24 protein-coding genes, 2 tRNA genes and 1 pseudogene are annotated in these 26,407 nt (G+C 61.4%); 8 read left to right on the forward strand and 19 right to left on the reverse strand.

Annotation, left to right across the window (positions count from 1 at the left end):
- Nucleotides 1–199: 199 nt before the first annotated feature.
- On the forward strand, nucleotides 200–850 hold the full coding sequence (gene erdR / locus H7995_RS09825; protein ID WP_095166875.1) for a response regulator transcription factor ErdR: 651 nt from the start codon (nucleotides 200–202) through the stop codon (nucleotides 848–850).
- 73 nt (nucleotides 851–923) lie between these two features.
- Nucleotides 924–1,286, forward strand: a complete 363-nt coding sequence (locus H7995_RS09830; RefSeq protein WP_166592655.1) for a diacylglycerol kinase — start codon at nucleotides 924–926, stop codon at nucleotides 1,284–1,286.
- Between the two features lie 3 nt (nucleotides 1,287–1,289).
- Here H7995_RS09830 and H7995_RS09835 read toward each other — a convergent pair whose 3' ends face one another.
- Complete coding sequence (locus H7995_RS09835; protein WP_166592654.1) at nucleotides 1,290–2,216, reverse strand: LysR family transcriptional regulator; 927 nt, start codon at nucleotides 2,214–2,216, stop codon at nucleotides 1,290–1,292.
- A 119-nt stretch (nucleotides 2,217–2,335) separates the two neighbouring features.
- Here H7995_RS09835 and fpr point away from each other — a divergent pair, with 119 nt between their 5' ends.
- Nucleotides 2,336–3,115 (forward strand): ferredoxin-NADP reductase, encoded by a 780-nt coding sequence (fpr, locus tag H7995_RS09840; protein WP_003443014.1) that lies wholly within the window; start codon nucleotides 2,336–2,338, stop codon nucleotides 3,113–3,115.
- Between the two features lie 53 nt (nucleotides 3,116–3,168).
- Here the strand turns inward: fpr and tsaA are convergent, their stop codons facing one another.
- The 6 genes from tsaA to rimO all read right to left on the reverse strand — a co-directional run bounded on the left by tsaA (nucleotide 3,169) and on the right by rimO (nucleotide 8,104).
- The gene (tsaA, locus tag H7995_RS09845) at nucleotides 3,169–3,861 is read right to left on the reverse strand and encodes a tRNA (N6-threonylcarbamoyladenosine(37)-N6)-methyltransferase TrmO (protein ID WP_166592674.1); all 693 of its coding nucleotides are present in this window, start codon (nucleotides 3,859–3,861) and stop codon (nucleotides 3,169–3,171) included.
- Nucleotides 3,862–3,933: 72 nt separating this feature from the next.
- Entirely contained in the window at nucleotides 3,934–4,704 is a 771-nt protein-coding gene (locus tag H7995_RS09850) for an SDR family oxidoreductase (RefSeq protein WP_166592653.1), read from the reverse strand.
- A 149-nt stretch (nucleotides 4,705–4,853) separates the two neighbouring features.
- A complete protein-coding gene (locus H7995_RS09855) occupies nucleotides 4,854–5,318 on the reverse strand; it encodes a YehS family protein (RefSeq protein WP_095166883.1) in 465 nt (154 codons plus the stop codon).
- Nucleotides 5,319–5,385: 67 nt separating this feature from the next.
- Entirely contained in the window at nucleotides 5,386–6,096 is a 711-nt protein-coding gene (locus H7995_RS09860) for an rRNA pseudouridine synthase (protein ID WP_166592652.1), read from the reverse strand.
- A gap of 82 nt (nucleotides 6,097–6,178) precedes the next feature.
- Nucleotides 6,179–6,652, reverse strand: a complete 474-nt coding sequence (locus H7995_RS09865; RefSeq protein WP_166592651.1) for a GNAT family N-acetyltransferase — start codon at nucleotides 6,650–6,652, stop codon at nucleotides 6,179–6,181.
- A gap of 114 nt (nucleotides 6,653–6,766) precedes the next feature.
- A complete protein-coding gene (gene rimO, locus H7995_RS09870) occupies nucleotides 6,767–8,104 on the reverse strand; it encodes a 30S ribosomal protein S12 methylthiotransferase RimO (protein WP_182343698.1) in 1,338 nt (445 codons plus the stop codon).
- A gap of 444 nt (nucleotides 8,105–8,548) precedes the next feature.
- Between rimO and H7995_RS09875 the strand changes: the two genes are divergently transcribed.
- A complete protein-coding gene (locus tag H7995_RS09875; protein ID WP_185818283.1) occupies nucleotides 8,549–10,450 on the forward strand; it encodes a potassium transporter Kup in 1,902 nt (633 codons plus the stop codon).
- 88 nt (nucleotides 10,451–10,538) lie between these two features.
- On the opposite strand, the gene H7995_RS09880 is transcribed toward H7995_RS09875, so the two are convergent.
- The 4 genes from H7995_RS09880 to H7995_RS09895 form a co-directional block, all read right to left on the reverse strand.
- On the reverse strand, nucleotides 10,539–11,834 hold the full coding sequence (locus H7995_RS09880) for a virulence factor family protein (RefSeq protein WP_166593037.1): 1,296 nt from the start codon (nucleotides 11,832–11,834) through the stop codon (nucleotides 10,539–10,541).
- On the reverse strand, nucleotides 11,834–14,476 hold the full coding sequence (gene mprF / locus H7995_RS09885; protein WP_182343700.1) for a bifunctional lysylphosphatidylglycerol flippase/synthetase MprF: 2,643 nt from the start codon (nucleotides 14,474–14,476) through the stop codon (nucleotides 11,834–11,836). Before mprF ends, H7995_RS09880 begins: the two co-directional genes overlap by 1 nt.
- Nucleotides 14,477–14,757: 281 nt before the next feature.
- Nucleotides 14,758–14,834 (reverse strand) — tRNA-Met (locus H7995_RS09890).
- A gap of 218 nt (nucleotides 14,835–15,052) precedes the next feature.
- Nucleotides 15,053–15,129: transfer RNA gene (locus H7995_RS09895), tRNA-Met, on the reverse strand.
- A 297-nt stretch (nucleotides 15,130–15,426) separates the two neighbouring features.
- On the opposite strand from H7995_RS09895, the gene dinB reads away from it, so the two are divergent.
- Nucleotides 15,427–16,488 carry a DNA polymerase IV gene (dinB, locus tag H7995_RS09900; protein ID WP_185818284.1) on the forward strand — a complete coding sequence of 354 codons (1,062 nt, stop codon included), beginning with the start codon at nucleotides 15,427–15,429 and terminating at the stop codon, nucleotides 16,486–16,488.
- 41 nt (nucleotides 16,489–16,529) lie between these two features.
- On the opposite strand, the gene H7995_RS09905 is transcribed toward dinB, so the two are convergent.
- The 4 genes from H7995_RS09905 to H7995_RS09920 all read right to left on the reverse strand — a co-directional run bounded on the left by H7995_RS09905 (nucleotide 16,530) and on the right by H7995_RS09920 (nucleotide 21,299).
- Nucleotides 16,530–17,483 carry a hypothetical protein gene (locus H7995_RS09905; protein WP_185818285.1) on the reverse strand — a complete coding sequence of 318 codons (954 nt, stop codon included), beginning with the start codon at nucleotides 17,481–17,483 and terminating at the stop codon, nucleotides 16,530–16,532.
- A 17-nt stretch (nucleotides 17,484–17,500) separates the two neighbouring features.
- A complete protein-coding gene (locus tag H7995_RS09910) occupies nucleotides 17,501–19,216 on the reverse strand; it encodes a proline--tRNA ligase (RefSeq protein ID WP_166593041.1) in 1,716 nt (571 codons plus the stop codon).
- Between the two features lie 129 nt (nucleotides 19,217–19,345).
- On the reverse strand, nucleotides 19,346–20,902 hold the full coding sequence (locus H7995_RS09915) for an AmpG family muropeptide MFS transporter (protein ID WP_182343702.1): 1,557 nt from the start codon (nucleotides 20,900–20,902) through the stop codon (nucleotides 19,346–19,348).
- A 43-nt stretch (nucleotides 20,903–20,945) separates the two neighbouring features.
- Nucleotides 20,946–21,299, reverse strand: a complete 354-nt coding sequence (locus H7995_RS09920; RefSeq protein WP_166593043.1) for an MGMT family protein — start codon at nucleotides 21,297–21,299, stop codon at nucleotides 20,946–20,948.
- A 167-nt stretch (nucleotides 21,300–21,466) separates the two neighbouring features.
- Here H7995_RS09920 and H7995_RS09925 point away from each other — a divergent pair, with 167 nt between their 5' ends.
- A complete protein-coding gene (locus tag H7995_RS09925; RefSeq protein ID WP_182343706.1) occupies nucleotides 21,467–22,474 on the forward strand; it encodes a DUF481 domain-containing protein in 1,008 nt (335 codons plus the stop codon).
- Between the two features lie 133 nt (nucleotides 22,475–22,607).
- On the opposite strand, the gene H7995_RS09930 is transcribed toward H7995_RS09925, so the two are convergent.
- Nucleotides 22,608–22,817, reverse strand: a complete 210-nt coding sequence (locus H7995_RS09930) for a cold-shock protein (protein WP_002554837.1) — start codon at nucleotides 22,815–22,817, stop codon at nucleotides 22,608–22,610.
- A 354-nt stretch (nucleotides 22,818–23,171) separates the two neighbouring features.
- Here H7995_RS09930 and dcd point away from each other — a divergent pair, with 354 nt between their 5' ends.
- Nucleotides 23,172–23,738, forward strand: a complete 567-nt coding sequence (gene dcd, locus H7995_RS09935) for a dCTP deaminase (RefSeq protein WP_003219273.1) — start codon at nucleotides 23,172–23,174, stop codon at nucleotides 23,736–23,738.
- Between the two features lie 108 nt (nucleotides 23,739–23,846).
- Complete coding sequence (locus H7995_RS09940) at nucleotides 23,847–24,056, forward strand: hypothetical protein (protein WP_166593045.1); 210 nt, start codon at nucleotides 23,847–23,849, stop codon at nucleotides 24,054–24,056.
- Nucleotides 24,057–24,326: 270 nt separating this feature from the next.
- Here H7995_RS09940 and H7995_RS09945 read toward each other — a convergent pair whose 3' ends face one another.
- From H7995_RS09945 to H7995_RS09955, 3 genes and pseudogenes are all read right to left on the reverse strand, one after another.
- Nucleotides 24,327–25,091, reverse strand: a complete 765-nt coding sequence (locus H7995_RS09945; RefSeq protein WP_166593046.1) for an ABC transporter ATP-binding protein — start codon at nucleotides 25,089–25,091, stop codon at nucleotides 24,327–24,329.
- A 13-nt stretch (nucleotides 25,092–25,104) separates the two neighbouring features.
- Nucleotides 25,105–26,223 carry a succinylglutamate desuccinylase/aspartoacylase family protein gene (locus tag H7995_RS09950; protein WP_166593047.1) on the reverse strand — a complete coding sequence of 373 codons (1,119 nt, stop codon included), beginning with the start codon at nucleotides 26,221–26,223 and terminating at the stop codon, nucleotides 25,105–25,107.
- A 27-nt stretch (nucleotides 26,224–26,250) separates the two neighbouring features.
- A pseudogene (locus H7995_RS09955) lies at nucleotides 26,251–26,407 on the reverse strand (amino acid ABC transporter permease); the annotation flags it as partial.

Consider the following 26,407-nt stretch of genomic DNA (forward strand, 5'->3'; position numbering starts at 1 on the left):
AAAGGATGCGGCTTGACCACCCCGATTTCGCTGGGCATCCTTGGCGCCGATTAGGGTGCGGCCGAAGATTGAAACGCCGGTTTTATGGGCTCTTGGCGTTGAACGTACCCTGTTGGTTGCACCTGCAGGTGCTACCTTGAGTTGTTTTGGTGAGGCCTGAATGCATCAGGCCTGCCATAAAAACAGGATCATTTGAACAATGGCCACATACGAAATCCTGATTGCCGATGACCACCCCCTCTTTCGTAGCGCACTGCACCAGGCCGTCACCCTGGGCCTGGGCCCGGACGTGCGCCTGGTGGAAGTGGCGAGCATCGCCGAGCTGGAAACCCGCCTGACCGAGAAGGCCGACTGGGACCTGGTGCTCCTGGACCTGAACATGCCGGGCGCATACGGATTCTCCGGGCTGGTGCTGTTGCGCGGCCAGTACCCGCAGATTCCGGTGGTGATGGTCTCGGCACAGGAAGAAGCGTCGATCATGGTCAAGTCCCGGGAGTTCGGGGCCAGTGGCTTCATTCCCAAATCCAGCTCGCTGGAAGTGATCCAGCAGGCGGTGCGTGCGGTGCTGGATGGCGATGTGTTCTGGCCACCACAAGCGTTCGAGGCGGTCAGCGTCTCGCCGGAAGCCAAGGCCGCGAGCGAGGGCCTGGCGAGTTTGACCCCGCAGCAGTTCCGCGTGCTGACCATGGTCTGCGAAGGTTTGCTGAACAAGCAGATCGCCTACGAGCTGAGTGTGTCGGAGGCCACCATCAAGGCCCACGTAACGGCGATTTTCCGCAAGCTGGGTGTGCGCACCCGGACTCAGGCGGCGCTACTGTTGCAACAACTCGAGTCAATTTCGCCGCAATAAAGCCGGCTCATTCACGCTTTTTTGACTTTTGTTGATCTAGCTTTCCCTCTCCTTTTTTCAGTTGCCTACTCTTATGTCACCTTTCAAAGGCCAGACCGGCCTCAAACGCATCCTCAACGCTTCGGGCTACTCCCTGGACGGCCTGCGCGCCGCTTTCACCGGCGAAGCGGCTTTTCGGCAACTGGTGTTGCTCAACGTGATTCTGATTCCGCTGACCTTCTTTCTGAATGTCAGCCGGGTCGAACAGGCCGTGCTGATTGCCGTCTGCCTGCTGGCGCTGATCGTGGAGTTGCTCAACTCCGCGGTAGAAGCGGCCATCGACCGCATCTCCCTCGACCTGCACCCGCTGTCGAAAAATGCCAAGGACATGGGCAGCGCCGCTCAGTTCGTGGCCTTGAGCATGATTGCCCTGGTGTGGGCTGTGATCCTGATCTGACCCTCAGGCGATGCTCGGCAGCACGATCTCGTCGCTGCGCTGAACCCCGGCGGTGAAGGCGCGGCACAGTTCGAGGAATTCGCGCATGGCTGAGGTCTGGTATTTCTGTTTGTGCCAGATGAAGTAGAACTGCCGCGCCAGGTCCAGGTCCGGGGTTTCCACCGCCACCAGGCTGCCGCGCCGGAAGGCGTCGCGCAGCGCCAGGCGGGAAATGCAGCCAATGCCCAGGCCCGATTCCACCGCCCGCTTGATCGCTTCGGTGTGTTCCAGCTCCAGGCGGATATTCAAGGCGCTGCGGTGATGGCGCATGGCCTGGTCGAAGGTCAGGCGAGTGCCGGAGCCCTGTTCGCGCAGAATCCACGCCTCCTGACTGAGCTCCTCCATGCTGGCGATGCCGCGTTGGGCCAGCGGATGCTGGGGGGCGCAGAACACCACCAGTTCATCTTCGACCCAGCTCTGCACTTCAATGTCCGGATGGCTGCAGTCGCCTTCGATTAGACCCAGATCAATTTCATAGTGCGCGACCTGTTGCACGATATTGGCGGTGTTCTGTACATGCAGCTTCACCTGGCTCTCCGGGTGGCGCTGCATGAAGCTGCCGATCAGGAGCGTCGCCAGGTAATTGCCGATGGTCAGTGTGGCGCCGACCGCCAGGGAGCCAAAACCGGACTTGCCGTTGAGCAGGTCCTCGATTTCCTTGGCCTGGTCGAGCAGGGCCACCGCTTGTGGCAACAGCTGTTTACCCAGGGCGTTGAGGCTCAGCCGTTTGCCGGCGCGATCGAACAACTGGCAGCTGCATTGGCGCTCCAGTTCAGTGATCGAGGTGCTGGCCGCCGATTGCGAGAGGTTGAGCAGACCCGCAGCACGGGATACGCTTTCCTGCTGGGCAACGGCGACGAAGACTTGAAGTTGACGTAGAGTAAATCGCATATCTATATAACCGATAACCCTTATCTTAATAATCCATTTAACAGATATTGTCGCTGCCATTAGAATGCGATGCAATTGCGCACAGCGGCGCAGGCAAAATCTCCAGGAGTCCCACGTACATGAGCAACATGAACCACGAGCGTGTCCTCAGTGTTCACCACTGGAACGACACTCTGTTCAGCTTCAAGTGCACCCGCGATCCGGGCCTGCGCTTCGAGAACGGTCAGTTCGTGATGATCGGCCTGCAACAGCCCAACGGCCGCCCGCTTATGCGTGCTTACTCGATTGCCAGCCCGAACTGGGAAGAGCATCTGGAGTTCTTCAGCATCAAGGTGCCTGATGGCCCGCTGACTTCCCAGTTGCAGCACCTGAAGGAAGGCGACGAGATCATCATCAGCAAGAAGCCTACGGGCACGCTGGTGCTGGACGACCTGAAACCTGGCAAACACCTGTACCTGCTCAGCACCGGTACCGGCCTGGCGCCCTTTATGAGCGTGATCCAGGATCCGGAAACCTACGAGCGTTTCGAAAAAGTGATCCTGTGCCACGGCGTGCGTTACGTCAACGAAGTCGCTTACCGCGAGTTCATCACCGAGCACCTGCCGCAGAACGAGTTCTTCGGCGAAGCCCTGCGTGACAAGTTGATCTACTACCCGACCGTGACCCGTGAGCCATTCGAAAACGAAGGCCGCCTGACCGACCTGATGCGCAGCGGCAAGCTGTTCAGCGACATCGGGCTGCCCCCGATCAACCCGCAGGACGACCGCGCCATGCTGTGCGGCAGCCCGAGCATGCTCGACGAGACCAGCGAAGTGCTCAACAGCTTCGGCCTGAAAGTCTCGCCGCGCATGCGTGAGCCGGGTGACTACCTGATCGAACGCGCGTTCGTCGAGAAGTAAGCCCCCGCATCACTGAAAAGCCCCCATTGCCTGTGCAGGCAGTGGGGGCTTTTTTATGTCGGAATAACTTCGAGGACGCGAATCACCCCGGCCTCGGGATAATGCCAACGCACATCCAAGTCCCAGAACTGCGCGCCATATTCCCGCTCGGGTGTAGGAATCTGGTAGGCCGGGCGTGGGTCTTGTGCCAAGCACTGCTCGATCAACGCCACCAGTGGCTCTGCAAGGCGCTGAGCGTGCTCGTGAGCCTGCTGCAGGGCACTCTCCGCCCACTGCACAGGGATCAGTTGCGGCGCGGCGCTGGCGATGCTGTTGGCAGCGCTGTCGATAATGTCGGCGTAGGGCACATAGGGTTTGATGTCCAGTACCGGCGTGCCATCGAGCAGGTCGATCCCCGAGATCCACAGGCGATTGGCTTCGACCCGGTCCAGCTTGACCACCGACTGACCGATGCCGTTGGGGCGATGGGTGGCGCGGGTGGCAAACACCCCCATGGACTTGTTGCCGCCCAGGCGCGGCGGACGCACCTTGAGCCGTGGCTTGTCTTCCAGGGCCTGGTGAAACAGGAACAGCAGCCAGACGTGGCTGACCTGCTCCAGCCCCTGCACCGCATCACCCTGGTCGAACGGCGCCACCAGCTCCAGGATGCCCCGCGCAGCAGGGGCCAGTTGGGGCTGGCGGGGAATGGCGAACTTCTCCTTGAAGCAGGAGTGCACAAAGCCGATGGGGGAAACGCTGTAGGTCATGGTGGCGGGTCGAGGCGGGGTTAGGGCGAGCATGATAACTCACGGGGCCCTGATCCCGTCTTCGCGCCGATCTCAGAGGCTGAACCCGCCATCCAGCGGAATGATGTTGCCGGTCATGTACGCCCCGGCGGTACTCGCCAAGCTGATGGCCAGAGCCGCCATTTCCTCCTCGCGACCCCAGCGTTTCATGGGGATCAAGGCCGTGTCTTCGGCCAGGGCCTGGGCATCGTTGCCGATGTGCTGGGTCATCTTGCTCGGGAAGCGCCCCGGGGCAATCACGTTGACATTGATGTGCTGGCTGACCAGTTCCCGGGCGAGAATCCGCGACAGTTGGTGCAGGGCGGCCTTGCTCGGGCCGTAGGCGTAGGCCTGTTCACCGAAGGAGGAGATTCCGGCGACCGAGCCGATGTTGATGATCCGGGCCGGATTGGCGGCCGAACCGGCCTTGCGCAGCAGCGGCAGGAACTGCTGGATACAGTTGAACACCGACGTTACGTTCAACTGCATGACTTTTTCCCAGCCCTTGACCGGGTAGCTCTCCAATGGCGCTCCCCAGGTGGTGCCGGCATTGTTCACCAGGATGTCCAGGTGGCTCACGCACTCGCCGAGACGGCTGGCCAATTGGGCGACGCCTTCTTCTGTGGCGAGGTTGGCTGCGATCGCGTGGCAGTGCCCCAGGGCGCCGAGTTCATCGGCGGTCTGTTGGCAGGCCTCGGCGTCGCGCGCGCAGACAAACACCGTCGCTCCTGCCTCGACGAAGGCTTGGGCGATCATTTTGCCGATACCACGGGTGCCGCCGGTCACCAGAGCGGTGCGGCCTTGCAGGGAGAAGTAGGGGTGCATGGCGAATCCTGATCACTGAGGGTCATTACACCCTAGTCGTCAGCCGCGGGAAGCGGAGCCACTATTTTTGCCGGGAATGTGCAGCCATACGGGCGGGTCGAGCTGCGGGCGATGGCGTTTTGAAGGTCGCCATCGCCGCAAGCGGGCTCTTACTGCGGGCGGACGCGCAGGGTCAGGCCCTTGAGGAAGTTGCGCAGCAACTGGTCGCCACACGGGCGGTAGTTGGTGTGGCCGAACTTGCGAAACAGCGCGCTCAGCTCTGGCTTGGACACCGGGAACTCGGAGGCCTTGAGGATGGCGTGCATGTCGTCTTCCTTCAGTTCGAAGGCCACGCGCAGTTTCTTCAGGATGATGTTGTTGGTCACCGGCGTTTCGATCGGCTGTGGCGGACGGCTTTCGTCCTTGCCGCGCTTGAAGATCACCAGGCCATCGAGGAAGTGCGCCATGACGTCGTCGGGGCAGAACACGAAACCTTCTTCCTCGTCTTTCTTGAGGTAGGTAACGAGGTCTTCCTTGGTGACATCCATGCCGCCGAGTTTGATGATCTCGACGACCTTGTTGTCGCTGATGTCGAGCATGTAGCGCACGCTGCGCAGTACGTCGTTATGAATCATGTGTGCAGTCCTGATCATTCAGCTGTGGGCGTTGCCGGTACCGGCGACACCAAAATGAGTGGCAGCCTCAGAATTTCTCTTTGGCGGACAGATAGCGCCATTGGCCCACCGGAACCTTGCCGATGGATACGCCGCCGATACGAATGCGGCGGATGGCGATGACCTTGAGGCCGACCGCCTGGCAGAGCAGGGCGATGATTCCCGGTTGCGGGTTCTTCATCGCGAAGCGCAGGCGGTTTTCGTTCTGCCAGCTGGCTTTGACCGCTGGCAACTCCTTGCCCTTGTAGGTCAGGCCGTGGTTCAGGCGGTTGAGGCCGTGGGCGACCATGTCGCCTTCGACTTCAACCACATACTCTTGTTCGATCTTGCTCGCATCGGCCGTGAGCTTGCGCAGGATCTTCCAGTCCTGGGTGAACACCAGCAGGCCGCTGGCGTTGGCCTGCAGGTCGGCACTGGCGGTCAGGCGCAGGAAATGGCCCTTGAGCGGGCGCTTGCTGAAACGGTGCTCTTCGCTCAGGGTCTCGGCGCTGATCAATTGCTGGGCGCTCTCGACGTCCATGCCCGCGGGGGCATGCAGCAGGATGGTCACCGGCTCCGGCGCGGTGGCCTTGGCCTCAGGGTCCAGCTCGACTTTCTGGGTGTCGACCTTGAACTGCGGTTCGTCGATGACTTCGCCGTCCACGGTGACCCAGCCGCCTTCAATGAACAGCTCAGCCTCCCGACGGGAACAGCCGACGAGTTCGATGAGGCGTTTGGAAAGACGAATCGGGTCAGTCATGACAGGGCCGTAACAAAAAGGGGGCAGGTATTGTACCTGCCTCGCGCCGGTTAATCGCGGGTCCATTTGCCTTGTGTGGCTTTTAGCCGCGCAGGGCCTGCGCCCCGGACTGCTTCAAACGCATGTGCAGCAACGGATAGGGCTGGCCCATGCCATCGACTTCCGAGCGTCCGATCACTTCAAACCCTTGCTTGTAATAGAAGCCCAGGGCCTGCGGGTTCTGCTCGTTGACGTCCAGTTCATCGGCATTCAGGTGTTCCATGGCGTACTGCAGCAGCTGTTTGCCCAGGCCTTCACCACGGTGCTGGGGGGCGATGAAGAGCATTTCGATCTTGCCGGCGGCAACCCCGGCGAACCCGCTGATGTGTTGCTGCTTGTCGCGGGTGCAGATCAGCATCACCGCATCGAGGTAGCGGGTGAGCACCAGATTGCGCAGCAACTCGATGTAGCTGTCCGGCAGAAAGTCGTGGGTCGCACGCACGGATGCCTCCCAGACCTGAGTCAGTTCCTGATAATCGCTGAGTGTCGGCGTGTGGATGACCGAATGCTGACGCATGCCCGTCTGCCTCTTGTGAGTGGATAAGCAAACGATAGCCGTAAAAAAGCCCCGCATCTGGTGAAAAAGAGCGGGGCTTTTTGGGTTCAGTGCAATTGGTAGGGATGCCCTGCCTTAGATCTGTTCAGCCCACAGGTCGTACTCGTCGGCATCGGTGACCTTGCACCAGACTTTATCGCCGGGCTTGAGGTTGCTGCCGTTGTCGATGAATACGTTGCCGTCGATTTCCGGGGCATCGAAGAAGCAGCGGCCGACCGCGCCTTGCTCGTCGACTTCATCGACCAGCACTTCGATTTCACGGCCGATGCGCATTTGCAGGCGCGCCGAACTGATGGCCTGCTGGTGCGCCATGAAGCGCTCCCAACGGTCCTGCTTGACGTCGTCCGGGACCACGTCCAGGTCCAGGTCGTTGGCCGGTGCGCCTTCTACCGGCGAGTACTGGAAGCAGCCCACGCGGTCGAGTTGGGCGTCGGTCAGCCAGTTCAGCAGGTACTGGAAGTCTTCTTCGGTTTCGCCGGGGAAGCCGACGATGAAGGTCGAACGGATGATCAGGTCCGGGCAGATTTCGCGCCAGTTCTTGATGCGCGCCAGGGTCTTGTCTTCGAAGGCCGGGCGTTTCATCGACTTGAGGACTTTCGGGCTGGCGTGCTGGAACGGGATGTCCAGGTACGGCAGGATCTTGCCAGCGGCCATCAGCGGGATCAGCTCGTCGACGTGTGGGTACGGGTAAACGTAGTGCAGGCGCACCCAGACACCCAGGGTGCTGAGGGCTTCGCAGAGTTCGGTCATGCGGGTCTTCACCGGCGCGCCATTCCAGAACCCGGTGCGGTACTTGACGTCAACGCCGTAGGCGCTGGTGTCCTGGGAGATCACCAGCAGTTCCTTGACGCCGGATTTGACCAGGCGCTGGGCCTCGTCCAGCACGTCGCCCACCGGGCGGCTGACCAGCTTGCCGCGCATCGAGGGGATGATGCAGAAGCTGCAGCTGTGGTTGCAGCCTTCGGAAATCTTCAGGTAGGCGTAGTGACGCGGGGTCAACTTGATGCCTTGTGGCGGCACCAGGTCGATCAGCGGGTTGTGATCCTGGCGCGGCGGCACGACTTCGTGCACGGCATTGACCACTTGCTCGTACTGCTGCGGACCGGTGACGGCCAGCACGCTTGGGTGCACGTTGCGGATGTTGCCTTCTTCGACGCCCATGCAGCCGGTCACGATGACCTTGCCGTTTTCCTTGATGGCTTCGCCGATCACTTCCAGGGATTCGGCCTTGGCCGAGTCGATGAAGCCACAGGTGTTCACCACCACGACGTCCGCGTCCTGATAGGTGGACACGACGTCATAGCCTTCCATACGCAGTTGGGTAAGGATGCGTTCGGAGTCGACCAACGCTTTTGGGCAACCCAGGGATACGAAGCCAACCTTGGGGTTGGCCGACGCAGGAGTGGTGGACATGTCTAACCTCGGTATTTGTGACGCCTCCAGCCGGGAACGGCAAGGCGACAGACGGGCGCTTGGCGTCCTGCCTCGTGATTACGCTGCTTTTTGACGAGTGACTGTTGTTGTCGGGCAAGGCGCCGCGCCGAGTCATAGCGGGCTATGGCGAGAAGCGGCAACGCAGCATGGCAACAACAGGCGCCGTCAAAAAACAGCAGTATTCGCGAGGCAGGACGCTTAGCCTCTGATCAAAAAGTGCGCAATTCTAGCGATGGTCGGCCCTCTTGACCAGCTTTATGCAGGGAAATACGACGAGTGCTGCGCTATGCTTCGTGCCGTTGGGCTTTACCGATTTTTTACAGTCAACAATACGTCTGTAACGGGAAGTAAAACAGCGCATGCTGCACGATCAAACGTCGTGCTTTTCCAAGGCAGTCCGGGTCTGGGCAGTAGGGGTGGTGGATGGGTCAGGCAAGTAGTCAGGCGGCAGGTGCCGAGCATTCGGCGGCCAAGCCGATCGGCATGCTGGTGGCGGCGGTGGGGGTGGTGTACGGCGATATCGGCACCAGCCCGCTGTACACCCTCAAGGAGGTCTTCTCAGGGGGCTATGGCGTACCGGTCAACCACGACGGCGTACTGGGGATTCTGGCGCTGATCTTCTGGTCGTTGATCTGGGTGGTGTCGATCAAGTACATGATGTTTGTCCTGCGTGCCGACAACCAGGGCGAAGGCGGGATCATGGCCCTGACCGCGTTGGCGCGGCGTGCGGCGGCCGGGCATGCCCGATTGCGCACCTTGCTGGTGGTCTGCGGGCTGATCGGCGCGGCGCTGTTTTATGGCGACAGCATGATTACCCCGGCGATTTCCGTGCTCTCGGCGATTGAAGGCCTGGGCCTGGCATTCGACGGCATCGACCATTGGGTGGTGCCGATATCTCTGGTGGTGCTGGTGGCGCTGTTCCTGATTCAACGCCACGGTACTGCGCGCATCGGCATCCTGTTCGGGCCGATCATGGTCACGTGGTTCCTGGTGCTGGGCGCGCTGGGCGTCCACGGCATCCTGCAGCACCCGGAAGTGTTGCAGGCGATGAACCCGGTCTGGGGTGTGCGCTTCTTCATTGTCCGCCCGGGCATGGGCGTGGCGATCCTCGGTGCGGTGGTGCTGGCATTGACCGGTGCCGAGGCGCTGTACGCCGACATGGGCCACTTCGGCCGCAAGCCCATTGCCCGTGCCTGGTTCATCCTGGTGCTGCCGGCGCTGGTGCTGAACTACTTCGGCCAGGGTGCGTTGCTGCTCGGCGATCCCACTGCGGCCCGCAACCCGTTCTATCTGCTGGCGCCCAACTGGGCCTTGATTCCGTTGGTCGGCCTGTCGACCCTGGCCACGGTGATTGCCTCCCAGGCGGTGATTTCCGGGGCGTTCTCCCTGACCCGCCAGGCCATCCAGCTCGGCTACATTCCGCGCATGCACATCCAGCACACCTCCAGTGCCGAACAGGGTCAGATCTACATTGGCGCGGTGAACTGGTCGCTGATGGTCGGGGTAATCCTGCTGGTGCTCGGGTTTGAATCCTCCGGGGCGTTGGCCTCGGCGTACGGGGTGGCGGTGACGGGCACCATGCTGATGACCACCATCCTGGTGTCGGCGGTCATACTGTTGCTGTGGAAGTGGCCTCCGCTGCTCGCGGTTCCGGTGTTGTTGGGCTTCCTGCTGGTGGACGGTCTGTATTTCGCCGCCAACGTGCCGAAAATCATCCAGGGCGGGGCCTTTCCGGTGATCGCCGGTCTGGCGCTGTTCGTGCTGATGACTACCTGGAAGCGCGGTAAACAACTGTTGGTCGAGCGGATGGACGAGGGTGGCCTGCCTCTGCCGATCTTCATCAGCAGCATCCGTGTGCAGCCACCCCATCGGGTCCAGGGCACGGCGGTGTTCCTCACCGCACGTCCGGACGCCGTGCCCCACGCGTTGTTGCACAACCTGCTGCATAACCAGGTGTTGCACGAGCAGGTCGTGCTGCTGACCGTGGTCTACGAAGATATTCCACGGGTACCGCCGGCGCGGCGTTTTGAGGTCGAGGCCCACGGCGAAGGCTTCTTCCGGGTGATCCTGCACTTTGGCTTCGTCGACGAGCCGGACGTGCCAGAGGCGCTGAAACTGTGTCATCTCGATGAGCTGGATTTCAGCCCGATGCGCACCACCTACTTCCTCAGCCGCGAGACGGTGATCGCCTCCAAGCTCGAAGGCATGGCCCGCTGGCGCGAGGCGCTGTTCGCCTTCATGTTGAAAAACGCCAACGGCAACCTGCGCTTCTTCAATCTGCCGCTGAACCGGGTGATTGAGTTGGGGACGCAGGTGGAGATGTAGTTCGCGGGTCAGCGGCGAGGTGCCTGCGCTGTAACAAAAAGCCCCCGCTATCGTGCGATAGCGGGGGCTTTTTTGTTGGATCACCCACTCAGTCTTCAGCCACCTTGGCAGCGCCCTGGCGCTTTTCGATGATGTCCACCAGGCGCTGGGCCAGGGCCGGGTAGTTTTCGTCGAAGTGGTGCCCGCCTGGGAGCTTCATGGCTTGGCCGACGGCTGTCTTGTCGGTGCAGCCACTCTCGTCGGCTTCTTCCTCGCCATAGATGCACACCACTTTGGCGGCCGGCAGCTTGGCCATTTCCGGGCCGGTGGCGGCTTCCTTGCCGGCGTTGCCGAGCCAGCCTTCGACTTCGATCTCGAAGCTGCCGGTGCGGGCGAAGGCCAGCAGGATGATCGCGTCGACCCGTTGTTGCTCCGACTCCGCCAGGCGGTTGTAGATGGCGGGCAGGACGTCGGCGCCAAACGAGTAGCCGGTGAGAATGAAGCGCTTGGTGCCCCATTTCTGCCGGTAGTGCTGCATCAGCTCGGCGAGGTCGATCGCACTCTGCTCGGGGCTTTTGTGCTGCCAGTAGTAGCGCAGGGTGTCGATGCCAACCACCGGGTAGCCGATCTTGGCCATTTCACCGGCCACGTCGCGGTCCAGGTCGCGCCAGCCGCCGTCGCCGGAGAGGAACAGAGTGACGGTGTCCTTGGCCTGGCCGGCGGGCACTTCGACCACCGGAATGTTCAGGCCGCCATTGCCCTTGTCGGCACCGATCAGCAGCTTGCGCAGCTCGTTGTTCAGCACCTGCGGCAGGTTGATGTCGTAGTCGCTGATGCTGGTTTGCGCATTGGCCTGGTCCCTTACGAAACCGGCACTGGTGTCGTCCGGGTTATCGTTCCACGCCACCAGCCAGTGGCCGTGGGCGGCGCTTTTTGGCAGCAGGTGGGTGCAACCGGGTTTCTCCAGGGCCAGGTCGACCGAGACCGCCTGGGACTTGTCGTCCTTCTGCTCGGCCAGCCAGCGCCATGCCAGCACCGCACCCGGGCCGATACCGCTGACCAGGGTGGCCGGGCCATTGAGCTGCTTGAGCGCCGCCTGCAGGGCGCGGCCTTGCCGCATGCAGTCCTTGGGCAGGATCACCTGGACGATTTGTGCTGCGCCGCCACGGCTGAGGGTGATCAGCTGGGTGTCGCTGAGCTTTTGCTCTTCGTTGACCGCAATGACCACCTGGGCGCGCGGCTGGGTGCCCGGAATGACCCGGGTCATGGGCGCGCCGTCAGCCGGCGTCAACAGTTCCACGGTGGGTTGTGGCGCTGGACGGTTCCAGTACCAGTAACCACCGCCGAGGATCACAGCCAGTGCCACCAGGGTGGCCAATACATACCGCCAGGAGCGTTGAATCATCAGCGTTTCACCAATCCAGTCAAGCCGCCCGCAATCAGGGCGGCGGTATCGGCCAGCGCCACCAGCGGATCAAGTCCGGCGGGCACGGCCATGTAACGAGGTTCCCAGTCAGGCTGGAACTTGTCTTTGAAGCGGCGCAGCCCCTGGAAATTGTAGAGCTGCTCGCCCCGGCGGAACACCATCGAGCCGAGGCGCTGGGTCAGTGGTGCGCCCCGCCGGGGTTGCAAGCCCGACAATGGCACCATGCCCAGGCTGAAGCGTGCATAGCCGTGGTTCTTATAATGCTGAATCAGGCCGACCATCATGAATTCCATGGTCAACTTGGGAGCGTCCGGGTGGGCGCGCATCAGGTCGAGGCTGGCCAGGTCGTGGCTGTAGGTCTCGAGCAGGTTGGCAAATGCCACCGGGCGACCTTCAAAACGAATGATCGCGATGCGAAAGTGCTTCAGGTAGTCATCGCTGAAGCGGCCCAGGGAGAAGCCTTTCTCGCGCACGTTCTTGCCGGTGAGCCAGGCATCGGAAATCACCTTCAGTTCGTCCATCGGCGCCTGGCCGGGCTCGTGGATTTCCAGCGACAGGCCGTCACGGGTGCCACGGTTCCAGGTGTAGCGCAGGTCCTTCATCTCCTTGCCCTTGGCTTCCAGGTCAAAGCGCAGCAGGTCGACCCGGGCCTCTTCGCCCAGCTTGATGGCGGTCAGGCCGATGTCCATGTAGTAGGGCAGGTTTTCGGCGCGCACCTGATAAAACACCGGGCGGGCGTGGTGCAGGTCGCAGAGGTCGCGGAACTGCCAGATCATCTCGGCGCGTTGCTGCGCCTGGCCGATCGGGTCATACAGGGCAACCAGGCTGCGGCCGCGACGGGCATACATCAAGAAGGCGTCGCCGTTGGGGTGGAACAGCAGCGCCTTGTCACCGGTCAGTGCCAGGCCGCCATCCGGTTGGGCCGAGGCCATCAGGATCTTTTGTGCTTTTGCCAGGTCAGTGGCGTCCGGCAGGTCAATGGCCGGGCGGGCCGTGCGCAGCAGCCAGGTCAGCGACACCACCACCAGCAGCACTGCGGCACCGAGCAGCGAGCGCAAGCCGCGCGGCGCATCGGAGTCCAGGGTGAACTGCCACCACAGCTGGTGGCTGTACGGCACATCCTGGTAGGCGAACAGCAGCAGCCAGATCGACGCAGCCAGCACGCAGACGCTGGCCACCAGGTACAGCGGCGAGAAGGGCAGCTCGGTCAGGCGGCTGGGGCGATAGAACGAACGGCGGAAGATCGCCAGCAGGCTGGCCGTCAGGATCAGCAGGCTGGCTTCCTCCCAGTCAAAGCCCTTGAGCAGTGACAACAAGGCACCGGCCAGCAGCAACACGGTGGTGAGCATCCAGGCGGCCGACAGTCGCCGGCGCAGGCCCTGGGCCAGCAACAGGCACAGTACGCCGATCAGGCTGGCGCCGAAGTGCGAGGCGTCGATCAGGCGATGGGGGATCAGAAAGCCGATGTGTTCCAGGCGGGTATCGATCTCTGGAGTGGCGCCGGAGAACAGCAGGACCACCCCAGACAGGAACACCAGCACCGCGAGCACCGGCGCGGCGAGGCCGGAAGCGGTGCGCAGCGCTTCACGGCTGTTGAACAGGCGTTGGGCCTCATTGATCAACAGCAGCAGGCAGGCCACCAGCATGGGCAGGATCACGTAGATCAGGCGATACAGGAGCAGGGCGGCGGCCAGCGGCGCGGCACCGAGCTTGTCGGCAAAGGCCGCCAGCAGAATGGCTTCGAACACGCCGACGCCACCGGGCACGTGGCTGAGCACGCCCGCCGCCAGGGCCAGCAGGTAGACCAGCAGGAACGCCCCGAATGGCGGGGTTTCCGGTAGCAGCAGATACAACACGGTGGCAGCGGCGGCGACGTCGAGCGCGGTGATGATCAACTGCAGGAAGGTCAGGCGCCGGCCCGGCAGGCGCAGGGTGCGGCGCCCGGCGCGCACCAGCAGGTTGTCCGGGTAGGGTTGTTCGGGCAGGCGGCGGCGATAGATGCCGATCGCCAGGACCGCACAGAGCAGCAGCACGGCAATCGCGATGCCGCCCAGCAGGGCCTCGGACAGGTGCAGGGCGGCAGAGGCGGCCGGCAGGTTGCTCAGGGTCGCCAGGGCTGCCAGCGGGGGCAGGGCGCACCCCAGTGACAGGCTGGCAAACAGGGTCATGTGCGCGACTTCCGAAGCCCCGAGGCCGTGACGCGCGTAGAGCCGGTATCGCACCGACCCCCCCGAGAGCAGGGACAGGCCGATGGCGTTGCCAATCGCAAACGCGGTGAAGCCGCCGAACATCAGGCTGCGTGGCGGCAGGCTCACGCCGGCATAACGCGATGCCGACCACTCATAGCCGAGCAGGATGATGAAGCCGACGATCGTTGCACCCAGGGCGCCGAGCAAGGCCGATTGTGGCACTTGCAAGATGGAGTCATGCAGGGCGTAGAGATCCAGTTCGCTTAATAGATGGCGACAGGCAATCAAGGCAATGGCAAACAGCAGCAAGGTCACGGCCAGGCCGATGGGCTGGCGGTATTTGCTGAGCAGATCCAGCCAATGCAGGCGGGCAGCTTTGATCGGTTGGATCGCAGTGACGGGGTCTTGTGAATCAGACGAGTTGGCGCGCATCAATCACCTCTTGGATTGTGCGCGACAGGATGGGGGTATCCAGCCAAGTTACCAATCCCTGTTGTAAAAAATAGTTACAAATACTGACGCCTGTCATTGAGCCATGGCGCATGGGCGCGATTCAATGCTGGAAGGGTCGCCTGCGATTTAGCATAGCCTGATCTGATGGGCCAGGAGGGTAGCGGCAAGGGTTCGCAGTACCTTGGCAGACCATTGTTGCGAAAGGACTTTTTCTGCAGATACAAAAAAGGCCACTCTTTCGAGTAGCCTTTTTTGATGTTTGGTTGCGGGAGCCGGATTTGAACCGACGACCTTCGGGTTATGAGCCCGACGAGCTACCAGACTGCTCCATCCCGCGTCTGTGTGGCGGCATTCTACAGAGGAACGCCGGGGTGTCAACCGTTAATCGTGGATTGGGTCAAATAAACGTAAATTGCCACGCAAAGGGCTGGTGATCGCACTTAAGTGTCAGAAGCACAACGAGAATTCGTCGCGTCTGTGTGATGGCTTCAAACTGCGGGCAAAAACACCCACGCACAAAAAAGGCCACTCTTTCGAGTAGCCTTTTTTGATGTTTGGTTGCGGGAGCCGGATTTGAACCGACGACCTTCGGGTTATGAGCCCGACGAGCTACCAGACTGCTCCATCCCGCGTCTGTGTGTCGGCATTCTACAGAGGAACGCTGGGGTGTCAACCGCTAACTGAGAAAAATCTGTTCCTGTTCAATCGCTTAGCGTGTTTACGCAGGGCTGTGAAGGGCTGCAGGGCTTGCTCCATAAGGGTTTCAGCTCTATTGATGGTCTGATCTCGATTAATAAAATAAATCCATCGTCGAGCTTTTAGTCCGCCCAAGAGAAGATTAAAAGCACTGGTGCTATATACAGGTGTCAGTGAGATACTGGTGATCTGACTGATATTTGTCCTTTTTCCTTCAGCGAACACCGCCTTTTATGACTCAACGCAAAATCATTCACGTCGACTGTGACTGCTTTTATGCAGCCATCGAGATGCGTGACGACCCGACGCTGGCCAGTAAACCGCTGGCGGTGGGTGGCTCCGCAGATCGGCGGGGGGTGATTGCGACCTGCAACTATGAAGCCCGGGCCTATGGCGTACGGTCGGCGATGTCTTCCCGCCATGCGCTGAAGCTGTGCCCCGACCTGGTCATCGTCAAGCCGCGCATGGACGCTTACCGCGACGCATCCAAGGAAATCCAGACGATCTTTCGCGATTACACCGACCTGATCGAGCCGTTGTCGCTGGATGAGGCCTACCTGGATGTGTCCGACTGTGGGCATTTTTCCGGCAGTGCCACCCGGATTGCCCAGGATATCCGCCGGCGAGTCTCCAATCAGTTGCATATCACGGTGTCGGCCGGCGTGGCGCCGAACAAGTTTCTGGCAAAAATCGCCAGCGACTGGAAAAAACCCAACGGGCTGTTCGTCATCACGCCGGATCAGGTCGAGGATTTTGTCTCGCAGTTGCCGGTGAGCAAGTTGCACGGCGTCGGCAAGGTCACGGCGGACAAGCTGGCGCGCCTGGGTATCGTCGACTGCCTGCAACTGCGCGAGTGGAACAAGCTGGCATTGGTGCGCGAATTTGGCAGTTTTGGCGAGCGCTTATGGAGTCTGGCCCGTGGGGTCGATGAGCGGGCGGTGCAAAACGACAGTCGCCGGCAATCGGTGAGCGTGGAGAATACCTACGATGTCGACCTGCCCGACCTGGTCAGTTGCCTGGACAAGTTGCCCGAGCTGCTGGAAAGCCTGAATGGACGCATGGCGCGCATCGACAGCAGTTATCGTCCGGGCAAGCCGTTCGTGAAGGTCAAGTTCCATGACTTTACCCAGACCACCCTGGAACAGGCTGGGGCAGGGCGTGACCTGGGCAGTTATCAGCTGTTGCTGACCCAGGCGTTCAATCGGGGTGGAAAACCGGTGCGGTTGCTGGGGATTGGCGTGCGATTGCAGGATTTGCGCGGTGGGTTCGAACAGTTGGACCTGTTCGGGCGCTAGAACGTAGTCGCGGGCAAGGTTGCCCGCGAACATTGCCGATACTAATTGACGCCCGGATCTGCCACCAGGCGCCCGGCATCCTTGGTCAGCGACTTGAGGAACTCACTCTGCAACTCGGGATCGTTGCGGGTCAGTTCGATCAGGCTCTGCTCCAGTTCGCTGGCTTCTTCTTCCAGGCCCAGTTCCGACAGGCGCTTGACCCGGTGCACCCACTGGCTCACTTCGTCATCTTCGAGGTCGTCGTAAATCAGTTCGTGGGCTTCCAGCAGCTTGCCGCGCAAATTGCCGCTGATCGCCAGCGAGGAATCGGTGTGCACGTCATCCTGGGCGTCTGCGACAGAGATTTGCAGCTTGCTGATGTGGCTCAGGTCATGTTCGGAAAACGGGCTGTCCAGCAGGTTCAAGCGCAACACGCCATTGTGGTCAGTGGTGAGCTCGAAGGTCTGCTTGCCGGTCTTGACCTCTACCGGGCGTTCGCTCCAGGGCAGGCTTGAGTATTCCGTGCGTTTTTCTCGCTCGACTTCATCAATGCCCGCCAGGTTCTGTTGCGCGCGACCGTGGGACTGCACGTTCATGAACGGGTTGAGTCCGGCAAAACCGTAACTGATCCAGTCCTTGGTGACGCTGTCCGGCAGGCTGCCGAGGGCAAACACGTTGACCACGTTGGCACCGACGCCGGCCACCACTGCGACCGCGCCCAGCGGGATCTCATAGGCCTCCCGCCAGGGTTGGTAAGGCGTGTAGCGGTCGTAGCGACGGGTGACCTCGAACTCGGTGACTTCGAAGGTCTTCTGTTCATGAATCCGCACCCGGCGTTGCGGCAGCTCAAGCACCTTAGGCTCACCGACATCGATCTGCAGGCTGTGATCGAGCAGTTTGCGCTCGATACGCTCCTCGTGCTCGCTGCGCTGTGACATTTGATTGGCACAGCCGCTGAGCAGCAGGGTGCTGCACAGGGCAGCACCACCGAGGCTTAAGGTGTTTCGCTTGAACATGACTTCTCTATCTGGTGTCAGCGGCGGATACGAGCCTGAAGGAACGACAGTACGTCAGCGACCGGCAGCGCTTGCGGCTCGGCCTCGGTACGGCTCTTGTATTCCAGGTTGCCTTCGGCGAGGCCGCGGTCACTGACCACGATCCGGTGAGGAATGCCGATCAGCTCCATGTCCGCGAACTTGATGCCCGGGCTGGTTTTCTTGTCCCGATCGTCCAGCAGCACTTCAAAGCCGGCCGCAGTCAATTCTGCGTAGAGCTTGTCGGTGGCTTCGCGTACCAGCTCGGTTTCGTAGCGCAGCGGTACCAGGGCAATCTGGAAGGGCGCGAGGGTGTCGCTCCAGATGATGCCTTTTTCGTCGTTGCCCTGCTCGATGGCCGCCGCGACCACGCGGGACACGCCAATGCCGTAGCAACCCATTTCCAGGGTCACCGGCTTGCCGTTCTCGCCCAGCACTTCGCACTTCATCGCTTTGCTGTACTTGTTGCCGAGCTGGAAGATGTGCCCGACTTCGATGCCGCGCTTGATTTCCAGGGTGCCCTTGCCGTCTGGGCTTGGATCGCCGGCCACCACGTTACGCAGGTCGGCCACGGTCGGGACCGGCAGGTCGCGTTCCCAGTTGACGCCGAAGTAATGCTTGTCGTCGATGTTGGCACCGATCCCGAAGTCGCTCATCAGCTCCACCGAGCGGTCGATGATGATCGGCAGCGGCAGGTTCAACGGGCCCAGGGAGCCAGCACCGGCGCCAATCGCGTCACGCAGTTCGGCGTCGCTGGCCATGACCAGCGGGCTGGCAACGCCAGGCTGGTTGGCGGCCTTGATTTCGTTGAGTTCGTGGTCGCCGCGAATCACCAGGGCGATCAGCTTGCCGGCTTCTTCGGCGTGCACGATCAGGGTCTTGATGGTCTTTTCAATCGGCAGATTGAATTTTTCCACCAGTGCCGCAATGGTCTTGGTCTCTGGTGTATCCACCAGGCGCAGCGCTTCGCTTGGCGCAGGACGGGAGGTTTCCCGTGGCACGGCTTCGGCTTTTTCGATGTTGGCTGCGTAGTCGGAACCGTTACTGAAGACGATGTCGTCTTCGCCGGATTCGGCCAGAACGTGGAATTCGTGGGAGCCGGCACCGCCGATCGAGCCATTGTCCGCTTCCACTGGGCGGAATTTCAGGCCCAGGCGCGTGAACACGTTGCAGTAAGCCTGGTGCATGCGGTCATAGGTGATCTGCAGCGAAGGCTGGTCGGCGTGGAAGGAGTAAGCGTCCTTCATGATGAATTCGCGGCCGCGCATCAAACCGAAGCGTGGGCGGATTTCGTCACGGAATTTGGTCTGGATCTGGAACAGGTTGATGGGCAGCTGTTTATAGCTGCTCAACTCGTTGCGCATCAGATCGGTGATCACTTCTTCGTGGGTCGGGCCGGCGCAGAAATCACGGCCATGTCGATCCTTGAAGCGCAGCAGCTCAGGGCCGTACTCTTCCCAGCGCCCGGATTCCTGCCACAGCTCAGCCGGTTGAGTGCTCGGCATCAACACTTCGAGAGAGCCGGCGGCGTTCATTTCTTCGCGAACGACGGCCTCAACCTTGCGCATTACCCGCAGGCCCATGGGGAGCCAGGTGTACAGGCCCGAGGCGAGTTTGCGGATCATGCCGGCGCGCAGCATCAGCTGGTGGCTGATGACGACCGCATCGGAAGGCGTTTCTTTCTGTGTGGCGAGCAAAAATTGACTGGTGCGCATGGTAGGCCGTTGTCGGTTGCTGAAGACTAGAAATGACGGAGCATTGTACGGGCGAGATGTGCTGGCGTACAGGCGTGCGGTCCGTGGTGTCGCCCGAGGCCGGGGAAAGCCCCGCACCCCGGGCGTTTGTCAGGTTTCTTCGACGGTGCTGGTGCTCGCCACAGGCTCGGGGGTCGGGCCTTCGCGCCGGCTTTCCTGGAACCAGTGAATGGCGATCAGGATCAGCGTCGGCACACCGAGCAGGGCGGTAATGATGAAGAAGTCGTGATAGCCGAACTTTTCCACCATGACCCCGGTGTAACCGCCGATCAGGCGCGGTAGCAGGAGCATGATTGAGCTCAGCAGGGCGTACTGCGTAGCGGAAAACTTCAGGTTGGTCAGGCTCGACAGGTAGGCCACGAAGGCCGACGTCGCCAGGCCGGAGCTGAAGTTGTCGAGTGAAATGGTGGCAATCAGCATCTGCAGGTTCGCCCCCATGTCGGCGAGCATCACGAACAGGATGTTGGTGCCGGCCGAGGCCGCGCCTCCGATGAACAGTATGGGCAGGATGCCGAAGCGCACGATCAGCAGGCCGCCCATGCCGGCGCCCACCAGGGTCATGATCAGGCCGAAAATCTTGCTGACCCCGGCGATCTGGTCCTTGGTGAAGCCCAGGTCGATGTAGAACACGTTGGCCATGACGCCCATCACCGTATCGGACATCCGATAGGTGGCAATCAGCCCCAGCAGCAGGAAGGCCTGCCAGCGATAGCGCATGACAAAATCGTTGATCGGCGTCAGCACTGGCGCCAGGCCGCGGCGGCCCATGGTCGACAGGCACATGCCGGTGAGGGTGATGTAGAGAATCGCGCGCAGGAAGGCGCGGTCTTCGAGCAGCAAGTCGAGCAGGCTGGTGTCGCCGAACAGCACGCTGGCAAAGTCGGTGTTGTAGAGCTGGGTACACATCGCCGGCACCGAGACTAGCAACACAATCAGCACGAACACGGACGCCAGTTGGTGGACAAAGCTGTAGCGTCCGGCGGACAACTGGGTGCGCAGGGGCACGGGCGGTTCGCGCATGAACAGGCTGGTCAGCAGCGCCGGGACCATCAGCAGGCCAAACAACACGTAGGTGCCGGTCCAGGCCGAGTGCTGGTAATTGAAGCCGGTGGAGCCAAAACCTTCGGCAAAGAACAGCGCGCCGGCCGTTGCCAGCAGGGCCGCCACCCGATAGCCGGACATGTAGCTGGCGGCGAGGGCGGCCTGGCGTGTGTCGTCGGCAATTTCCAGGCGGTAGGCGTCGACGGCAATATCCTGGGTGGCCGAGGCGAAGGCCACCACCACCGCGATTGCGATCAGCCACGACAGGTGTTTTTGCGGGTCGCAGAAGCCCATGCCGATCAGGCCGAGGATCACCAGTGCTTGGGACAGCACCAGCCAGGAGCGTCGCCGGCCGAGCTTGCCGAGCAAGGGCAGGCGCCATTGGTCGAGCAGCGGCGACCACACCCATTTGAAGGCGTAGGCCAGACCGATCAGGCTGGCATAGCCAATGGTTTCGCGGGCCACACCGGCCTCGCGCAGCCAGACGGAAAGCGTCGAAAACACCAGCATGTACGGCAGGCCGGCGGCGAAACCCAGCAACAACAGCACGAGCGTCGAGGGGCTGGCATAAGCGGCGAGCGCGGCGCGCCAGGTTTTACGGGGCATGGGCTGGAGTCTGCCTCAAAATTGCGGAAACAAAGCGCGCACTCTAACCGCTGTGCTCTACCGGGCGCCAGCCATGGCGCTGAATATCAACACGATTGTTCTGGATACTGATGCCCTCAGTCCGCAAGCGCGCGCGTTGTTCGTCGCCCGAGGGGGTGCCGGCAGCGAGGCTGATGCGTCCGCCTGCGCCGAGCACGCGGTGCCAGGGCAGTTTGCTGTCGCCGGGCAACTGGCTCAGGGTGCGCCCGACCCAGCGCGCGGCCCGACCCAGGCCGGCCAGTTCGGCGAGCTGGCCGTAGCTCACGACCTTGCCTTCGGGCACTTGGGCCAGGGTAAGGTAGAGTGCCGTTCGGCGGATTTGTGCCGGGTCCTGGGGCGGGTGCTCGCAGTCGCTCACGTGTTGGGTTCCTTGAGGGGCAGGTCAATTACCGGTGGTAGCGTAAAGCGCCGATCACTCAATGATAAATGAACTCATTACAAATACCCCGGTCAGTCCTTGCTCAGGCTTTCTCTATAGGGATAATGCCGCCTTTTTTTTCGCTAACCTGAGGCCTGTCCTTGTTTATGCCGTCCCGAATCCTGCTCTGCCTCGCCGCCATCAGTGCCTGCGCTCCTGCACTCGGCGACACCGTCTGGTTAAAGAATGGCGATCGTCTGAGTGGCAAGATCAAGCTCTTTGACGGTGGCAAACTGCTGATCCAGACCGAATACGCCGGGGCCATCCCGATCGACTGGAAACAGGTCAAGACCCTGGAAAGTGACCAGGAGTTGCTGGTCAAGCAGGATGCCTACACCGGTGAAAAAGCCAAGTCCCTGCAAGCTGCCGATGAGGGCAAGGTCACCTTGGCCAATGGCGAAACCCCCAAGACCGTGGAGTTGGCGAGTATCCAGCAGATCCTCAAGCCCAGGCCGGTGGTCGAGGATCTGGTGTGGAGAGGCAATGTCGATGTCGCTCTGGATTACCAGCGCGCCGAAAATGACACCGATGACTATGACGTGGACTTCAAGACTTCCGCTCGGCATGGCAAATGGCGTCATATCGCGGAAGGTGAATACAACCGCGAGTTCCAGGATGAGGTGGTGACCACCGACAACTGGCGGGCCGAGTACGCCCTTGACCGCTTCATTACCGATCAATGGTTCTGGCAGGGGCGTTTGACCTACAAGCGCGACAAGGTCGAGGAGCTCTCCCGCCAGCGCACCGTCGGTACCGGTCCGGGCTATCAATTCTGGGATGACGAGCTGGGCGCGTTCTCCCTCGGCTCACTGCTGAACCGCACCGACTACGAATACTCGGACGGTGGCAAAGACAATTTCTATTCGCTGGCGATGAAGTGGGATTACAACCGCTACCTGATCGGCAAGTCAGTGGAGTTCTTCACCAATGGTGAAGTCGGCAAGCCGCTGTCGGGCGTCGCTGACTTTGCCCTCGATGCCGAGCTGGGCCTGCGCTACAAGGTCACGGACTGGGCGTCGCTCAATCTCAAGGCCGAGCGCGACATCATCAGTGGTTCCGATGATGCTGACTTCAGCAAGACGCGCTACACCGCAGGCTTCGGGGTGACCTGGTAACGCCAGTCGCCTGGCTGAGAGCGGCTGCCTCCTTGTAGGGGTGGCCCCCCACCTCTACAAGGAGGCACAAAACACACGGGCACAAAAAAGCCCCGCTTTTGAGGGCGGGGCTTTTTTACTAAATCAGTACAAGTTAGATAACTTGAACTTCTTCAGCTTGCATGCCTTTCTGACCGCGGGTAGCGATGAAAGAAACCTGTTGGCCTTCTTTCAGGCTTTTGAAGCCGTCGGATTGGATAGCTTTGAAGTGAACGAACAGGTCGTCACCGGATTGTGGAGTGATGAAGCCGAAGCCTTTTTCATCGTTGAACCACTTAACGGTACCGGTTTGGCGATTAGACATGGTGTAACTCCTTGAACAAAGATAACTGCGACTCAGGAAGAACCCTGGCCGAGACTGAGTGCAAAGAGCAGGAAAAATTCTTGTAGATGGTTGGATCGAAATTCAACATATCGTGTAGAGATTCTCAGTGACACAAGCAGCACAGTGGCGCCACCTTAACCCTTTTTCCGGAACGTGCCAATGGTCTTTGCGAAGGTTTATTGGTTTTCGTGACTGACGGTGTGCGTGATCGACGCGCGGTATCCGATATTAAAGGGGATCGGCGATTAATGCGTAGCGGACTTTGAACCCGGCGGCGCGCCCCGGTAAGATGCCGGACAGAATTTTTCCACCTCGCTATTCAGGACACCCGCCATGAGCATCAAATCGGACAAGTGGATTCGCCGCATGGCGCAAGAGCACGGCATGATCGAGCCCTTCGTCGAGCGCCAGATGCGTGGCGAAGGCGCCGAACGACTGATTTCCTTCGGGGTGTCGAGCTACGGCTACGATGTGCGCTGCGCCGATGAGTTCAAGGTGTTCACCAACATCAACTCGGCCACCGTCGATCCGAAAAACTTCGATGAGAAGAGCTTCGTCGACGTCAAGAGCGATGTCTGCATCATTCCACCGAACTCCTTCGCCCTGGCCCGTACCGTTGAGTTTTTCCGTATTCCGCGCAATGTCCTGACCATCTGCCTGGGCAAGAGCACCTACGCGCGCTGCGGCATCATCGTCAACGTCACGCCGCTGGAACCGGAGTGGGAAGGCCACGTGACCCTGGAGTTCTCCAACACCACCACGCTGCCGGCCAAGATCTACGCCAACGAAGGCGTGGCGCAGATGCTGTTCTTCGAATCCGACGAAGAGTGCGAAGTCTCCTACAAAGACCGTGGCGGCAAGTACCAGGGCCAACGTGGCGTGACCCTGCCGCGCACCTGAGTCAGTCGTCCGGACAGACCGTGGGAATTCCTGGGCGAGCGTAGACTCTATGGAGTGTACTGCCCGGATCCGCGCAAGGCGGGTCGGGCCATCGCCCATGAGTGCCCAATGAAGATCGATCCACGCGTAAGTGCCGAACTGGCAAGGCTTGAGCCCAATCAGGTAGGTGTACTGGCCTGGTCGTTGTTAGCCCATCCGTCCGTCGCCCAGGCTGGCGGGATCCCCGGTCAGCCCGACCCCGATTCCCCCAACGAACAACCCACCGAACCCGGTGAACCGACCCTGCCGGACGAGCCGCCTCCCGCGCCTGTCGCTTGAGTGGGCCTGACCCCGTGCGTGCCCCGTGAACAGCGACCAGGGTGGCCGCTGTTCACGGGGCGTTCGTGCCTGGCAATACCTGAGTTCAGCTTTGAGGCCTAGGGTCAGGCCTGGCGTGTTTTAACGCGGGGGCGCTACCTGCGCACGGCGTGCATAGGCGCAAGGCGGTCAACGATGGACGTGAGAGCTTCTACCGGCATCTGCCAGACGACATCCGCCGGGGGCAATGCCCTGTGCAGCAGGAGCCCGTCCCCAGGCTCCTGTTGACCACTACTTCAGGTTGCCACTGAGGAACTGCTTGAGCCGTTCACTGCGGGGATTGCCCAGTACATCCTCGGGCGTGCCATGTTCTTCCACCAGGCCCTGGTGCAGGAACAGCACCTGGTTGGAGACCTTGCGCGCAAAGCTCATCTCATGGGTGACCATGATCATGGTCCGGCCTTCTTCGGCCAGCCCCTGGATCACCCTGAGCACCTCACCCACCAACTCCGGGTCCAGGGCGGAGGTCGGTTCATCGAACAGCATGACTTCCGGCTCCATCGCCAGTGCGCGGGCAATGGCCACCCGCTGCTGCTGACCGCCGGAGAGGAAGGCCGGGTACTGGTCCGCCACGCGGGCAGCCAGGCCGACCTTGTCGAGGTAGCGGCGCGCGCGATCCTCAGCGTCCTTTTTACTCACCCCCAGCACCCGGCGCGGCGCCATGCTGATGTTTTCCAGCACGGTCATGTGGCTCCACAGGTTGAAGTGCTGGAACACCATGGCCAGGCGGGTACGGATGCGCTGCAGCTCGGCTTCGTCGGCAACCCGCATGCCGTGGTGGTCCTTGATCATGCGGATTGCCTGGCCGTCCAGGCTCATCGCGCCGTCGTTGGGGGTTTCGAGAAAGTTGATGCAGCGCAAAAAGGTGCTCTTGCCCGAGCCGCTGGCGCCGATCAGGCTGATCACATCGCCCGTCCTGGCCTTGAGCGACACCCCCTTGAGGACTTCATGGCTGCCGTAGCTTTTGTGCAGGCCTTCGATGGTCAATTTGTACATGGGGTGAACATCCTCAAGGCGAAAGTAGGTAGCCGGTTCGATAGGCTTCAAGGCCCGCCACATGGGCGATCACCATGCCCGCGGTGGCCATGCGGCGGGTCGAGCGGGCATACAGCAGGCCCTCGTTGGTGCAATGGACCGGCGTGACCCGGTCGCTGATCGGGTCGATGATCTCGGCGATCAGTTGCCCGGCCTGCAGGTATTCGCCCGGTAGCGCGCTGTATACCAGCAGGCCGCCGACCGGAGTGGCGACCGGCTCCACCGCCGCCAGTGGCGTGGCGGGGTAGGGCAGTTCCGGCAGTGGCTGGATCTGGCCTTCGATGGCGCCAAAGTGCGTCAGGTAGTCGATCAAGGCCTGGCAGTCGAGGCTGGCCAGGGGATGATTGACGTCGCCCTGGCCGCGCAGCTCCAGGGTCACCGAGAAACTGCCCGACGGTATGGGGAACTGCTCGCCGAAGCGCTCTTGCAACTGCCACCACACCAGGGTGAAGCACTCGTCGAAGGACTGGCCACCGGAGTCGGTGGCCAGCAGGCTGGACTCGGCGCCGATGTAGCGCGCCAGCGGTTCGACCTGGGGCCAGGCCTGGGGCGTGGTGTACAGGTGGGTGACGGCTTCGAAGTCACAGTGCAGGTCCAGCACCATGTCGGCATCGCAGGCCAGGGTCTGCAGCACCAGGCGCTGGGATTGCAGTTGTGTGGCGGCGCTCTGGCGCAGCAGTGCATGACGCAAAGTACGGCGTACCAGGGCCAGGTTGTGCTGCGGATCCTGGGTGAGCTGGCCTTCGATCTCCTGACCGATCGTTTCGCCGAGGTCGACAAACCAACGGTTGAAGTTCTGCCCGCTTTCCAGCTCGTAGCGGCCCAGGGGGACGTCCATCAACACCTGTTCCAGGCCAATCGGATTAGCCACCGGCACCAGCACGATCTCGCTCAGCAGTCGGCCCTCGGCTTCGAGTTGGGCCAGGCGTTGCTTGAGGTGCCAGGCCACCAGCATGCCCGGCAGTTCGTCGGCATGCAGCGAGGACTGGATGTAGACCTTGCCCCGGGCCTGCGTCGGGCCGAAATGGAAGCTGTGGATCTGGCGTGCGGTGCCCGGCAGCGGGGCAAGCAAGTCATGAATCTGGTGGCGCATGTGCGTGAGTGTCCTACTACGTGAGGGCTAGTGGGTCGGTCCGAGAAATGCCAGCCAGCGGCGTTCGGCAACCCGGAACAGGCCGACCAGGGCAAAGGTCACGGCCAGGTAGATCAACGCGGCGATGCCGAACGACTGGAACGTCAGGAAGGTCGCCGAGTTGGCGTCCCGTGCGACTTTCAGG

The sequence above is a fragment of the Pseudomonas kielensis genome, from assembly GCF_014236655.1.
Taxonomy (GTDB): domain Bacteria; phylum Pseudomonadota; class Gammaproteobacteria; order Pseudomonadales; family Pseudomonadaceae; genus Aquipseudomonas; species Aquipseudomonas kielensis.

Coding starts and splice junctions, on each gene's coding strand:
- erdR (WP_095166875.1), top strand. CDS start 200: ATGGCCACATACGAAATCCTGATTGCCGATGACCACCCCCTCTTTCGT.
- H7995_RS09830 (WP_166592655.1), top strand. CDS start 924: ATGTCACCTTTCAAAGGCCAGACCGGCCTCAAACGCATCCTCAACGCT.
- H7995_RS09835 (WP_166592654.1), bottom strand. CDS start 2,216: ATGCGATTTACTCTACGTCAACTTCAAGTCTTCGTCGCCGTTGCCCAG.
- fpr (WP_003443014.1), top strand. CDS start 2,336: ATGAGCAACATGAACCACGAGCGTGTCCTCAGTGTTCACCACTGGAAC.
- tsaA (WP_166592674.1), bottom strand. CDS start 3,861: ATGACCTACAGCGTTTCCCCCATCGGCTTTGTGCACTCCTGCTTCAAG.
- H7995_RS09850 (WP_166592653.1), bottom strand. CDS start 4,704: ATGCACCCCTACTTCTCCCTGCAAGGCCGCACCGCTCTGGTGACCGGC.
- H7995_RS09855 (WP_095166883.1), bottom strand. CDS start 5,318: ATGATTCATAACGACGTACTGCGCAGCGTGCGCTACATGCTCGACATC.
- H7995_RS09860 (WP_166592652.1), bottom strand. CDS start 6,096: ATGACTGACCCGATTCGTCTTTCCAAACGCCTCATCGAACTCGTCGGC.
- H7995_RS09865 (WP_166592651.1), bottom strand. CDS start 6,652: ATGCGTCAGCATTCGGTCATCCACACGCCGACACTCAGCGATTATCAG.
- rimO (WP_182343698.1), bottom strand. CDS start 8,104: ATGTCCACCACTCCTGCGTCGGCCAACCCCAAGGTTGGCTTCGTATCC.
- H7995_RS09875 (WP_185818283.1), top strand. CDS start 8,549: ATGGGTCAGGCAAGTAGTCAGGCGGCAGGTGCCGAGCATTCGGCGGCC.
- H7995_RS09880 (WP_166593037.1), bottom strand. CDS start 11,834: ATGATTCAACGCTCCTGGCGGTATGTATTGGCCACCCTGGTGGCACTG.
- mprF (WP_182343700.1), bottom strand. CDS start 14,476: ATGCGCGCCAACTCGTCTGATTCACAAGACCCCGTCACTGCGATCCAA.
- dinB (WP_185818284.1), top strand. CDS start 15,427: ATGACTCAACGCAAAATCATTCACGTCGACTGTGACTGCTTTTATGCA.
- H7995_RS09905 (WP_185818285.1), bottom strand. CDS start 17,483: ATGTTCAAGCGAAACACCTTAAGCCTCGGTGGTGCTGCCCTGTGCAGC.
- H7995_RS09910 (WP_166593041.1), bottom strand. CDS start 19,216: ATGCGCACCAGTCAATTTTTGCTCGCCACACAGAAAGAAACGCCTTCC.
- H7995_RS09915 (WP_182343702.1), bottom strand. CDS start 20,902: ATGCCCCGTAAAACCTGGCGCGCCGCGCTCGCCGCTTATGCCAGCCCC.
- H7995_RS09925 (WP_182343706.1), top strand. CDS start 21,467: ATGCCGTCCCGAATCCTGCTCTGCCTCGCCGCCATCAGTGCCTGCGCT.
- H7995_RS09930 (WP_002554837.1), bottom strand. CDS start 22,817: ATGTCTAATCGCCAAACCGGTACCGTTAAGTGGTTCAACGATGAAAAA.
- dcd (WP_003219273.1), top strand. CDS start 23,172: ATGAGCATCAAATCGGACAAGTGGATTCGCCGCATGGCGCAAGAGCAC.
- H7995_RS09940 (WP_166593045.1), top strand. CDS start 23,847: ATGAAGATCGATCCACGCGTAAGTGCCGAACTGGCAAGGCTTGAGCCC.
- H7995_RS09945 (WP_166593046.1), bottom strand. CDS start 25,091: ATGTACAAATTGACCATCGAAGGCCTGCACAAAAGCTACGGCAGCCAT.
- H7995_RS09950 (WP_166593047.1), bottom strand. CDS start 26,223: ATGCGCCACCAGATTCATGACTTGCTTGCCCCGCTGCCGGGCACCGCA.